General features: G+C 39.8%; 10 protein-coding genes, 1 tRNA gene and 1 pseudogene. 8 read left to right on the top strand and 4 right to left on the bottom strand.

The features are described 5' to 3' along the window. The first annotated feature begins 11 nt into the window (after positions 1–11). Positions 12–458, top strand: coding sequence for a macrodomain Ter protein MatP (matP, locus tag ACERCG_RS10550; RefSeq protein WP_373612025.1), 447 nt, complete (start codon positions 12–14; stop codon positions 456–458). 67 nt (positions 459–525) lie between these two features. On the opposite strand, the gene ompA is transcribed toward matP, so the two are convergent. Continuing rightward, positions 526–1,608, bottom strand: a complete 1,083-nt coding sequence (gene ompA / locus ACERCG_RS10545) for a porin OmpA (RefSeq protein ID WP_373612024.1) — start codon at positions 1,606–1,608, stop codon at positions 526–528. A 422-nt stretch (positions 1,609–2,030) separates the two neighbouring features. Here ompA and ACERCG_RS10540 point away from each other — a divergent pair, with 422 nt between their 5' ends. From ACERCG_RS10540 to yidC, 3 genes are all read left to right on the top strand, one after another. Next, positions 2,031–5,123 carry an FAD-binding and (Fe-S)-binding domain-containing protein gene (locus ACERCG_RS10540; RefSeq protein WP_373612023.1) on the top strand — a complete coding sequence of 1,031 codons (3,093 nt, stop codon included), beginning with the start codon at positions 2,031–2,033 and terminating at the stop codon, positions 5,121–5,123. A gap of 333 nt (positions 5,124–5,456) precedes the next feature. Then, entirely contained in the window at positions 5,457–5,882 is a 426-nt protein-coding gene (locus tag ACERCG_RS10535) for a hotdog fold thioesterase (RefSeq protein WP_373612022.1), read from the top strand. Positions 5,883–6,034: 152 nt separating this feature from the next. Next, positions 6,035–7,663 carry a membrane protein insertase YidC gene (yidC, locus tag ACERCG_RS10530; protein WP_373612021.1) on the top strand — a complete coding sequence of 543 codons (1,629 nt, stop codon included), beginning with the start codon at positions 6,035–6,037 and terminating at the stop codon, positions 7,661–7,663. A 130-nt stretch (positions 7,664–7,793) separates the two neighbouring features. On the opposite strand, the gene tpx is transcribed toward yidC, so the two are convergent. Beyond that, complete coding sequence (gene tpx / locus ACERCG_RS10525) at positions 7,794–8,291, bottom strand: thiol peroxidase (RefSeq protein WP_373612020.1); 498 nt, start codon at positions 8,289–8,291, stop codon at positions 7,794–7,796. A gap of 220 nt (positions 8,292–8,511) precedes the next feature. On the opposite strand from tpx, the gene ACERCG_RS10520 reads away from it, so the two are divergent. Genes ACERCG_RS10520 through accA form a run of 3 tightly spaced genes read left to right on the top strand, consistent with a single transcriptional unit; the run spans position 8,512 to position 11,676 of the window. Then, positions 8,512–9,243, top strand: coding sequence for a 1-acylglycerol-3-phosphate O-acyltransferase (locus tag ACERCG_RS10520; RefSeq protein ID WP_373612019.1), 732 nt, complete (start codon positions 8,512–8,514; stop codon positions 9,241–9,243). 1 nt (position 9,244) lies between these two features. Next, positions 9,245–10,669, top strand: a complete 1,425-nt coding sequence (locus tag ACERCG_RS10515; RefSeq protein ID WP_373612018.1) for a multicopper oxidase domain-containing protein — start codon at positions 9,245–9,247, stop codon at positions 10,667–10,669. A 53-nt stretch (positions 10,670–10,722) separates the two neighbouring features. Beyond that, the gene (gene accA / locus ACERCG_RS10510; RefSeq protein ID WP_373612017.1) at positions 10,723–11,676 is read left to right on the top strand and encodes an acetyl-CoA carboxylase carboxyl transferase subunit alpha; all 954 of its coding nucleotides are present in this window, start codon (positions 10,723–10,725) and stop codon (positions 11,674–11,676) included. A 98-nt stretch (positions 11,677–11,774) separates the two neighbouring features. Here the strand turns inward: accA and ACERCG_RS10505 are convergent. Continuing rightward, a tRNA-Thr gene (locus ACERCG_RS10505) sits at positions 11,775–11,850 on the bottom strand. Positions 11,851–11,961: 111 nt separating this feature from the next. Here ACERCG_RS10505 and pdxY point away from each other — a divergent pair. Continuing rightward, entirely contained in the window at positions 11,962–12,822 is an 861-nt protein-coding gene (gene pdxY / locus ACERCG_RS10500; protein ID WP_373612016.1) for a pyridoxal kinase PdxY, read from the top strand. 166 nt (positions 12,823–12,988) lie between these two features. Here the strand turns inward: pdxY and ACERCG_RS10495 are convergent. Continuing rightward, positions 12,989–13,076 (bottom strand): annotated as a pseudogene (locus ACERCG_RS10495) (elongation factor Tu); the annotation flags it as partial.

Below are 13,076 nucleotides of genomic sequence, written 5' to 3'. Positions count from 1 at the left end.
TATTTACGATTATGCGATACCAAAAACTCATCACTCAAGAAACCACTTGGAAATGGCAATATCTTCTCAAAAAACATCGGGAAGGGGAAAACATTACTAAACACGAAGAACAAAGTTTGATTGATTTAAAGGTTCAATTTCTCTCCACTTTGCAAGACTCCCCTGAAGAAGTAGAAAAATGGATCAAGTCAGAAATGACCGCCGAACAACGTAAAAAAATGCGCCAATCTGTTAGAGCAAAACGAAAACGTTTTTTCAATGCAGAAAAACAAACAACTAAGAAAAAGTCTATTGATTTAGAATACGCTAGTTGGTTAAAGCTCTCTAAATATGCGAAAAGCCAAAACCTCACTTTATCGGAAGCCATAAATAAATTAACTGATGAGGTTGAAAATAAACAGCTTTATTTAGAACAAGTTGCAAAAATGAAATCTAGTTTAAAAGATTTATTAAAGTGAACAAAAAGTAAAATGCCCGCTAACAAGCGGGCATTTTTTCATTCAATTTTACAATTGAAGCACTATATTACATAGTTACTTGTTTTGAACCTTGAACTTGGATTTCAACACGACGATCTGGTGCTAAGCAAGCAATTAATGCTTTACGACCTTTAACTGCATCACAAGTGTTGCCAGTTACTGGGTTTGCTTTACCGTAACCTACAGCTGTTACGTTAGCTGGGTTAGTACCTTTAGAAACGATGTAGTTAGCTACTGTTTCTGCACGACGTTGTGAAAGTTTTAAGTTGAAACTTTCTGAACCGATACGGTCTGTGTAACCATTAACTTGAACTGCTTGATTAGCTAAGTTTAAGTTGCTGATTTCTGCGTGAGCTGCATCTAAAGAAGAAGCCGCTGCCGGTTTTAAGCTTGATTTACCAAAATCAAATAAAACGTCTGAGCTGAATGCGAAGTTTTTAGTTACAACTTCTGGAGCTTCAACTGGTGCTGCACCTTGACCGAAACGGTATGATAAACCTGCAGATACTGAGTGGATCTTCGGACTATATTGTGAATTAATCCAATTAAGATTTGCTTTCTGACGAGCTCTGTCTAAGTTACCCGCAGCATGCAAGTATTGATATTCAACACGAGCTGCTAATTCCGGAGTAATTGCATACTCTAAACCAGCACCTAATAATAATGAAGTTTTTAAGTTGTGAGCACGTTCATCTTCAAAACCATTGTAACCTTTGTAATCGTTACGAACTAATGCAGCACCAACTTTACCGTAAACATCTAAGTTTGGAGCAATTTCATAGCTTGGTTTTAAGCTTAAGTGAGTACCGTGAGCAACGTGTTTAACTGCTTTATCTTCACCTACGTTACCACGTACACGACCAAAGTAGTCATAGCCTAATTCTACTGCTAAACCAACATTATTTTGGTTTGCAATTTGGTAACCACCAAATACACCGTAAGTTACAGAGTTACGGTTGATACCGAATTGACCATTATGACCATTATCTTTATGGTCAAATTGAGTTAAACCGTCGTGGAATGATGCCCAACCAGCTTTAGCACCTGCATAGAAAGTGTTAGCTTGTGGAGCTGCTTGAGCTACTGTCGCAGCAGATAATACTGCTAATGCAACCAATGTTTTTTTCATTTTGATGATCCTCTTAAATATTGTCATCGGTTAAATATATTATTAACACCTAAATTAGGTATTAAAACTTTAACTTTATGCTTCAACAATGATAATTAAGAAGCAAGATAGCTAATGTCAGCGATATTATACAATAAAAAATATTCTAAAAAAGTATTTTTTGTATAAAAATTATCTACTGAGGCACATTCTTGTTCTAATTCTAGCTTGAGCAAGAATATCATCATTATCTTTCTTCGTTTACGAAAAATCAATATTTTTTCCTAAGAAAATGTATAGAAATGCATATATCAGATCAATTTTTAATCAATTGAAGTATTTTTGGACAATTTTTGAGCCTTCTGATTCCATTTTAAATTGTGTGAAATCTTGTTAAGATAGCTAAAGTTTAATCTTATTATTTTATAAAACCAAGCACAGCTATGATACCTAGACTTTCTGAAGTACCACAACTCAACCCGGCAACGCAATCTTACCTAGATGAGCTAGTCAATCAGCATTTTAGTGGCGATATCGCTTCCCACTACGCCGATAGACTTTCACTGGCAACGGATAACAGCGTTTATCAACAAATTCCACAGGCAATTATTTTCCCGACATCCGTTTCTGATGTGGTGATTCTCACTAAACTTGCTCAAAAGCATGAATATCAACATTTAACCTTTACCCCTCGTGGTGGCGGTACTGGCACTAATGGCCAATCACTTAACAATAATATTATTGTTGATCTCTCCCGCCATATGAACCAGATTTTAGAATTGAATGTAGAAGAAAGATGGGTGCGAGTGCAGGCAGGCGTAGTGAAAGATCAGCTCAATCAATTCCTCAAACCTCACGGGCTATTTTTCTCGCCAGAGCTTTCTACCAGTAACCGTGCAACCTTAGGCGGAATGATTAATACTGATGCCTCAGGGCAAGGTTCATTGCAATATGGCAAAACCTCTGATCATATTTTAGCGATTAAATCCGTTCTTATTAACGGGGATATTCTAGAAACGCAAGCGGTCAAATCTGATGATTTTTTTGCAAATGTTGAACATCTTAATTTATCGGCATTAGGAAAAACGCTACATCGTGAAATTTTTAGTCGCTGTAAAACCTTACGCCCAACCATATTAAGTGAATTGCCGCAACTTAACCGCTTTATTACTGGCTACGATCTCAAAAATGTGTTTAATAATGATGAAAGTGAATTTAACCTCACTCGCATTCTAACGGGTTCAGAAGGTTCGCTTGCTTTTATTTGTGAGGCGAAGCTAAATTTGCTCCCAATTCCTAAATATCGCACCTTAATTAATATTAAATATAATTCGTTTGATTCTGCCCTCCGCTCTGCTCCTTTTATGTTAGAGGCAAAAGCGTTATCGGTTGAAACCGTTGATTCCAAAGTGCTGAACCTTGCTAAACAAGATATTGTTTGGCATTCGGTGGCTGATTTATTAACCGAAGATCCAAACAACCCGATTTTAGGCATTAATATTGTGGAATATGCCTCAAGCGACCAAGCCCAAATTGAGGCACAGGTTCGAGCATTATGTGAAAGCCTTGATCAAAAAATTGCAAATAATGAAGCAGGGATTATCGGCTACCAACTTACAAGCGATGTAAATTCCATCGAAAAAATCTACGCAATGCGGAAAAAAGCGGTAGGTTTACTCGGCAACGCAAAAGGCTGGGCAAAGCCGATTGCCTTTGTGGAAGATACCGCTGTTCCGCCTGAACACTTAGCGGATTACATCGCAGAGTTCCGAGCTTTGTTAGATAGCCATAACTTGCCTTATGGTATGTTCGGGCACGTTGATGCTGGTGTGTTACACGTTCGCCCTGCCTTAGATTTATGCGACAAAGCCCAAGTAGAAACCTTTAAACAGATTTCCGACCAAGTGGTTGAACTCACCGCCAAATATGGTGGTTTGATTTGGGGTGAACACGGTAAAGGAATGCGTTCTTATTATGGCGAGCATTTCTTCGGAGACTCCTTATGGCAAGAGCTTCGCTACATCAAAACATTATTTGACCCACACAACCGCCTCAACCCGGGCAAAATTTGTACGCCATTAGAAAGTAAAACCAGCCTCTACCCGATTGATTCGCAAATGCGAGCTGATTTTGACCGCCAAATTCCAATCCAAGTGCGAGAGGAATTTAAAGGAGCGATGAACTGTAACGGCAACGGTTTGTGCTTTAACTTTGATGTACACAGTACAATGTGCCCTTCAATGAAAGTGTCAGGCAACCGTCTTTATTCGCCGAAAGGCAGAGCAGCCTTAATGCGTGAATGGCTACGTTTATTAGCCGAGCAAAATGTTAGACCCGATGATTTGATTTTTAGTAAACAGCCAAAAACGGCAAAACTCACTGATTTTGTGGCGAAAATCCGCAATACTCTCAATAAAAAGAAAGAGTACGATTTCTCGCACGAAGTAAAAGCAGCAATGGATACCTGCCTTGCCTGTAAAGCCTGTGCCAGCCAATGCCCGATAAAAATTGATGTGCCGACCTTTAGATCGCAATTTAACGAGCTTTATCACGGCCGCTATTTACGCCCGTTCAAAGATTATGTGGTGGCGAATTTAGAGTTTATCGCCCCAACAATGGCAAAACAGCCTAAGTTCTTTAACTTGTTCAGCACCTCCACACTCGCCGAAAAAGTGGCTAATAAAACCATCGGTATGACTTATTTGCCAGCTTTATCCGTGCCGAATTTGCAACAACAATTAGTCGAAATCGGCTATCAAGGCGAGAATTTAGAAAACCTTGAGCAACAAGCTGCAAGCGGTGATTTTTCCGCAAAAAATTGCAAATCGCTATTTATTGTACAAGACCCATTCACTTCTTATTATGATGCGAAAGTGGTTACGGATTTTGTCGCCTTAATCCAAAAATTAGGCTTCAAGCCGATTGTTCTACCGTTTAAACCAAGCGGAAAAGCACAGCAAGTAAAAGGTTTCTTACATAAATTTGCGAAAACGGCGAAAAATCAGTCGGATTTCTTAAACCGTGTAGCGAAATTAGGCTTACCGATGGTATCTATCGATCCTGCTCTTACCTTAATTTATCGTGAAGAATATAAAGATGTATTGAAAGAGTCACGTGGCGATTTCAAAGTTTTACTAGCCCACGAATGGTTAAGTGAAGTAATCAAAAACGGCGAGTTAGAAAATTGCAAAAAATCAGAAAATTCTGACCGCTTGCAATGGCATTTATTCTCCCATTGTACGGAATCTACCGCACTCCCTAGCTCACCAAAAGAGTGGCAAGCTATTTTTGCCTACTTCGGAGAAACATTAGTCACCGAAGCGGTTGGCTGTTGCGGAATGGCAGGCACATTCGGGCACGAGACCAAACATTTTGCGATGTCAAAAGCAATTTACGAGAAATCGTGGCAGCAAAAAATCAACGACAAACCGCTTGAACGCTGTTTAGCCACAGGCTATTCTTGCCGTTCACAAGTCAAACGCTTTGAGCAACAAGGTATTAAGCACCCTGTTCAGGCATTGCTGGAAGTGATTTAAGGTTGAAATATCAGCAGAAAGGGCTTAGAATAAAAAGTGAGACAGGTAGCTATCCTGCCTCTGTCTAGTACATAGGTTATCTAGCTAATAACCCGGCTAGCAAATTGAGTACAGCTAATACTTTAATGCTAGCGGACGTTGCTATTAAGACTAGCAACGCAACCAGAAAGAAAATTTCTGATTTTTTCACATAAATCACCTCCTTAGTGCTATATACTAAGGCGATCAGACAATGTGCTATTGGCGTAGCATACTGTTCGCCCATAGCACGAGTTGGATTATACCAAAGAAGCTGTCTAAATAGACAGCTTTTTTATTAGACAGGAAATCATAATGACCATTTGGAAACAAACCGCAACTTGCGAACAATTAAATGCACTTAGCCAAAAATCGGCAGTATCGCACTTAGGGATCGAATTTACTGCAATCGGTGAAGATTGGATTGAAGCACAGCTTATGGTGGACGAACGAACTCAGCAGCCCTTTGGTGTGTTGCACGGCGGTGTTTCAGCCGCTTTAGCCGAAACCACTGCAAATGCAGGTGCATTAATGGTGTGTGAAGAAACGCAAATTGCGGTGGGAATGGAGCTGAATATCAGCCATTTAAAATCAATCCCTGCCGGCACAAAAGCGATTGCCCGAGCCTTCCCCCTAAAATTAGGGCGTGAAGTGCAGGTTTGGAATATTGATATCAAAGACGAGCAAGACAATCTTTGTGCGGTAGCTCGCCTTTCAACCAAAAAATTAGATAAACGTTAATTTATTATCCATAACAAGCGGTCGGATTTGATCAAAGTTTTGCAAAATTCTTTGAAAATCCAACCGCTTGTGTATAAAAGGCGTTTGGAAAACAAGCTAACCTATTATAAAATACCTTTCTTTTTATCCATTACTAACAAGAGAATGTCAAAATGAATAATCGTGGCTTACTGATAATGGGTTTTCTTCTTGTGTCTATGCTGATTTTTATGCAATGGAAACAAGATTTCGACCCTGAAATTCAAGCTCAAAAACAAGCTCAAGTAGCGGCTCAAACCCAACAACAAACAGGCGATGTGCCAGCTGCCCCTAATACTAATAATCCAATTACAGACAGCGCTACTCAAGGCAAAACCATTACTGTTGAAAGTGATGTATTACGCTTAACCATTGATACATTAGGTGGTGATGTAGTAGGTTCAGATTTGTTAAAACATAATGCTGAATTAAATTCTAATACGCCATTTAAGCTATTACAGCAAAATGGGCAAACAGTTTATGTCGCACAAAGTGGCTTAGTGGGTAAAAACGGGATTGATACTAACGCTGGTCGCCCACAATATTCGGTAACGGCTGACAATTTCAAATTAGCTGATGGGCAAAACGAACTTTCTGTACCATTAACATTTGAGAAAGATGGCGTAGTCTACACCAAAACTTTTACGCTTAAACGAGGTAGCTATGATGTTGGCGTAAACTTCAATATCAAAAATAACACTGCAGAAGCGATTGAAGTTCAACCTTATGGTCAGTTAAAACATTCTGTGGTTGAAAGTTCTGGCAGTTTAACTATGCCAACTTACACAGGTGGTGCTTACTCTTCTTCAGAAACCAACTACAAAAAATATAGCTTCCAAGATATGGAAAAAGCTAACTTAAGCATTGATACCAAAGCAGGTTGGATTGCGGTATTACAACACTACTTTGTGTCTGCTTGGGTGCCAAATCAAGATACGGAAAATAATCTTTACTCTCGCACAAACAACGGTGTGGCAACAATTGGTTACCGTGGTCCATTAACAACCATCGCACCAAATTCTGAAGCGAATTTAAACAGCAAACTTTGGACGGGTTCTAAAGACCAAAAAGAGATGGAAGAAGCGGCAAATAACCTCGATTTAACCGTAGATTATGGCTGGGCTTGGTTTATTGCGAAACCATTATTCTGGTTATTAACAGCGATCCAGAAAATTGTGAGCAACTGGGGCTTAGCAATTATTGGCGTAACGATTGTAGTTAAAACACTACTTTACCCATTAACGAAAGCGCAATACACCTCAATGGCTAAAATGCGTATGTTACAACCTCGCATTCAAGAAATGCGTGAGCGTTTCGGTGATGACCGCCAACGTATGAGCCAAGAGATGATGAAGCTCTACAAAGAAGAAAAAGTAAACCCAATGGGTGGTTGTTTACCAATTTTAATCCAAATGCCGATTTTCATCGCATTATATTGGACATTTATGGAAGCGGTAGAATTACGTCACGCCCCATTCTTTGGTTGGATTAACGACTTATCGGCACAAGATCCGTACTACATTCTTCCACTATTAATGGGTGGTTCAATGTACTTGTTACAAAAAATGTCGCCAACACCAGTGGCTGACCCAATGCAACAAAAAGTAATGAACTTTATGCCAGTAATCTTTACGGTTTTCTTCTTATGGTTCCCGTCAGGCTTAGTGCTTTACTGGCTAACCTCAAACTTAATTACCATTGCACAACAATGGCTAATTTACCGTAACCTTGAGAAAAAAGGGTTGCATTCTCGTAAGAAATAATTTTTACAACGAGAACATTCGTAGGGCAAATTGCAATTTGCCCCTACATAGCAAAAAGCCCATTGGTTTAACTCAACGGGCTTTTATTTTGCTCATTACAAGCGGTGTTATTTTACTAAAACATTACAAATTATAATACCGCTAAAGCCGCATCATAATCTGGTTCTTGTTTGATTTCCGGTACTAATTGGCTGTGTAATACTTCGTTGTTCTCATCTAACACGATAACCGCACGAGAAGCTAATCCTGCTAACGGGCCAGAAACGATATTTACCCCTAATGCTTCGTGAGTATCACGGCTACGGAATGTTGATAATACTTTGGCATTTTCGATTCCTTCCGCTCCGCAGAAACGTGCTTGAGCAAAAGGTAAATCAGCTGAAATACATAATACAACGGTGTTATCTAAACTCGTTGCTTTTTCGTTAAACACACGTACAGAAGTCGCACAAACGCCTGTATCAATACTTGGGAAAATGTTTAACACTTTGCGTTTACCGTCAAAATCAGACAGTGATACGTCCTCTAAATCACTGTTTACCAGCGTAAAATCTGCAACCACATCGACTTGTTGTGGAAATCTACCTGCAACATCAATTGGGTTCCCTGCTAAAGTTACTTTACTCATTCTTTTCTCCTTATGAATAACAAGCGGTCGAAAAATCTCCGCTTTTTGCAAATTTGTTCTACCCTAAAGTAAAACTGTAATAATCCAACGAAAGATTATAAATAGAAATATACCGATTTTTTGCAAAATAGGAAACTATCAATTTAATTATGATAATCTTTAGAAACTAACCTTATTTTGCTATACTTCTAGACAATTTATTTCTAAGGTTATTCCCATTATGTTAAAAATTTTTCGTATTTTGCTTGTTGCCCTCGCGGCTATTTTCATTTCTATTGTCGGCACACTTTATGCGTTAGTGCGTTTACGCCACCCAAGCAGTGTGGGCGTTGTGGCTCGTTGGTTCGGCTCATTGCATAAATTGATGGGCGTAACACTGATTACCCGCAAAAAACCTGAAATTAACTACCCTGTTGTCTATATCGGCAACCATCAAAACAACTATGATATGGCAACGATTTCTTCAATGGTAGCAGAAAACACCGTGAGTATCGGCAAAAAAAGCTTGATTTGGATTCCGTTTTTCGGCTTAGTTTATTGGGCAACAGGTAATATTTTTATTCATCGTGAAAAGCGTTCAAGTGCCATTGAAACAATGAATAAAGCAGGGCAAATCGTCAAAGAGCGTCAAGTATCTGTGTGGATGTTCCCTGAAGGCACTCGTAGTCGTGGACGTGGCTTACTGCCGTTTAAAACCGGAGCTTTCCATTTAGCGATTTCCGCAGGTGTGCCGATTGTGCCTGTTGTTTGTTCTAACTTACACAATAAAATTGATTTGAACCGTTGGGATAATGGCGTTGTGATCTGCGAAATGCTTGAGCCTATTGATACATCAGGTTACAGCCGTGAAAACGTGAAAGAACTAATGGAAAAATGCCACCAAATTATGCTCGCTAAATTTGAAGAGCTTAATCAAGAAGTTAAAGAACTAGAAAAAACGAAAAACGCCTAATATGAAAAAAGCGATAACCCGACGCCAATTTTTACAAGGTTCAACCCTAGCAGGTGCATTAGCGACATTGCCTCACGCTGCATTAGCAGCTGATCGCTCTGCCCTTAATATTCCACCCCTTATGGATATTGGACGTGGTAGACCTGTTCGGCTTGATTTACGCCCTGCTCAAACCCAATTTGATAAAGGTAAGTTGGTCGATGTTTGGGGCGTGAACGGACAGTATCTTGCTCCTACTGTACGGGTAAAATCAGGAGATTTTGTTAAATTAACTTATCTCAATAATTTGCCACAAAAAATCTCAATGAATATTCAGGGGCTACAAGCCTCAAGCGATATTATCGGCTCGGTGCATCGTTCTCTTGACCCCAAAAGCAGTTGGTCGCCAATTGTTTCAATTAATCAATCCGCTTGTACTTGTTGGTATCACGCCGATACGATGCTCAATTCAGCGTTCCAAATTTATCGAGGATTGGTTGGATTGTGGATGATTGAAGATCAACATAGCAAAAATACCTCTTTACCGAATAAATACGGTGTGAATGATATTCCACTGATTTTGCAAGACCAGCTTCTCAATAAAGAAGGTGTACAAGTTTTAGATAAAAACACGCTCCAATTTTTAGGCAAACGCCTGTTTGTAAACGGACAAGAATCACCTTATTTCAATGTGCCTCGCGGCTGGATCAGATTGCGTGTTCTCAACGCCTCCCTCTCCCGTGCTTATGACTTAAGACTAGATAATGACCAACCACTTAGACTTATTGCAACAGGTGTAGGAATGTTAGCAGAGCCTGTAGAGCTGGAATCTATCCGCCTTGCCCCAAGCGAGCGAGTGGAACTGTTAGTGGATTTAAGTGATGGCAAAACCGTTTCACTGATAAGCGGTCAAAAAAGAGATATTTTTTACAAAATCGGGCAAGTTTTCTCAAGCGATGATGAATTAATCGACAATGTGATTTTAGAACTCAGACCTGAAGGAATGGCTGCGGTACTCAATACAAAACCAAGTTTACCTGCCTTTTCATTAGATGAATTTAATTTGAAAATCAGCCAAGAACGCCGATTTATGCTTAGTCCGTCTGATTACTTAATCAACCAAAAGCGATTTGACCCAAAACGAGTTGATTTTACCGCTCAAAAAGGCAGTGTTGAGCGTTGGTATTTACACAGCACACAAGCGGTCGGATTTACCCTACAAGGTGCAAAATTTATTATTGAGACTCAAAACCGTAAACCATTTCCGATTAAGCAACTTGCTTGGCGAGATACGGTTTGGCTAGAGGCAGAACAAGAGGTAACACTTTTAGTTCGCTTCGATAATACCGCTTCTGAGCAATTGCCTTTTACCTTTGGCGTGAGCGATTTTATGTTGCGTGATAGAGGTACGATGGGTCAATTTAGTGTAATTGAAAATGGACAATAACCCTTCGATAGGCGATAATGCCCCATAATTTTGCCCATAAAAAGGAAAAAATAATGAGCCAAGAATTTTTAGATTTTGAAATGCCGATTGCCGAACTTGAAGCTAAAATTGAGTCTTTAAAAGCGGTCAGTCTGCAAGATGACAAAATTGACCTTGATGATGAAATCAAGCGTTTACAAAAGAAAAGCGAAGAATTGACCAAAAAGACCTTTGCAAATTTAGATGCGTGGCAAATTTCCCGTATGGCGCGCCACCCAAATCGCCCATACACTTTAGACTATATTGAACATATCTTCACTGAGTTTGATGAATTAGCAGGTGATCGTGCATTCGCTGATGATAAAGCCATTGTTGGCGGTATTGCCCGTCTTGATGGTCGCCCAGTGATGATTATTGGTCATCAGAAAGGTCGTACGGTAAAAGAGAAGGTAAAACGTAATTTCGGTATGCCTGCACCAGAAGGTTATCGTAAAGCGTTACGCTTAATGGAAATGGCTGAACGTTTTAATATGCCGATTATTACCTTTATTGATACACCAGGAGCTTACCCAGGAATTGGGGCTGAAGAGCGTGGTCAATCAGAAGCAATCGCACGCAACTTGCGTGAAATGTCGCAACTCTCTGTGCCGGTAATTTGTACCGTAATTGGCGAAGGTGGTTCAGGCGGTGCATTAGCCATCGGAGTGGGTGATAAAGTCAATATGTTGCAATATTCAACTTACTCGGTGATTTCTCCTGAAGGCTGTGCCTCAATTCTATGGAAAAGTGCCGATAAAGCCTCAACTGCGGCAGAAGTAATGGGCTTAACTGCGCCACGTTTAAAAGAGTTAGAACTGATCGATAACATCGTGCCGGAACCATTGGGTGGGGCTCATCGAAATGTTGAGGAAATTGCACAAAATCTAAAACAACGTATTGTGGAAGATTTAACGGAGTTAGATCAACTTAACAAAGACGATTTATTAGAACGTCGTTATCAACGCCTAATGAACTACGGCTACGTTTAATCGGTTTTAAATAGAACAAGCGGTAAGATTTTTGTAAAAATTTGCAAAATCTTGCTGTTTTGCATTAAGGGAATAAAAAGATAAAAGAGATTTGAAAGTGGTGCCGACTACCGGAATCGAACTGGTGACCTACTGATTACAAGTCAGTTGCTCTACCTACTGAGCTAAGTCGGCATATAAGATTTAACGAGGGAGAATTATAGCAATTTCTTTCCCACCTTCAACCCTCAAGTCATTCAAATGACTAAAAAATAATACACATTAAGCTTTTAAAGGAGCAAGCGAATGAAAAACATACTCTCTATTCAATCCCACGTTGTCTATGGCTACGCTGGCAACAAAGCGGCAACCTTTCCAATGCAGCTTTTAGGAGTGGATGTTTGGGCATTAAACACCGTGCAATTTTCTAACCATACTCAATATGGGAAATGGGGCGGAATGGTAATGCCAAAAGAACAGATTGGCAGCATTGTAGAGGGAGTTCACAATATCGGTGAACTGCATCGTTGCGATGCCGTATTATCAGGCTATATCGGCTCTGCTGAACAAGTTGAAGAGATCATCAACGCACTCCATAAAGTCACAGCGGAAAATCCAAACGCAATTTATGTGTGCGACCCTGTAATGGGACACCCCGATAAAGGCTGCATTGTGGCAGACGGGGTAAAAGAGGGCTTGATCAATCTGGCGATGGCACAAGCCGACATCATCACGCCAAATTTAGTGGAATTGCGAGAACTGACAGGCTTAACAGTAGAAAATTTTGAACAAGCCTTAGAAGCGGTAAAAGTGATTTTAACTAAAGGCCCGAAAAAAGTATTGGTTAAACATTTAAGTCGAATAGGTAAAGATAGCAACAAATTCGAGATGTTATTTGCCAACCAAGACGGTATTTGGCACATTAGCCGTCCGCTCTATCATTTCGACAAAGAACCGGTGGGCGTAGGCGACTTAACTGCCGGCTTATTTGTAGCGAACTTATTAAATGGGAAATCAGATCTGGAAGCCTTTGAGCATACTGCCAATGCCGTAAATGAAGTAATGGAACAAACCTCAAAATCAGGCTTGTACGAACTCCAAATTATTCGCTCACGGGATTTAATCGTTAATCCACAATGTAATTATAAAGCTGTAAAAATTGCTTAATTGAAATTGTAAAATATTGATAAAATTCGACCGCTTGTAAAAATAAATTTACAAGCGGTTTTTTTTCTCAAAACTTTGCAAATCGGTTTTGCCTTCTGAAATAAAGGCAATAAAAAAGAGACATATCTTTCGATATGCCTCTCTTCTCGTTTATTACTATCAAATATTATTTGATGATTTTCGCTACAACGCCAGCACCTACTGTACGACCACCTTCACGAATCGCAAAACGTAACCCTTCGTCCATTGCGATT

Source organism: Mannheimia sp. E30BD, assembly GCF_041807785.1.
Lineage (GTDB): Bacteria > Pseudomonadota > Gammaproteobacteria > Enterobacterales > Pasteurellaceae > Mannheimia.
The sequence above is the reverse complement of the archived record's forward strand: the minus strand, read 5'-3'. Positions and strand labels throughout refer to the sequence as shown.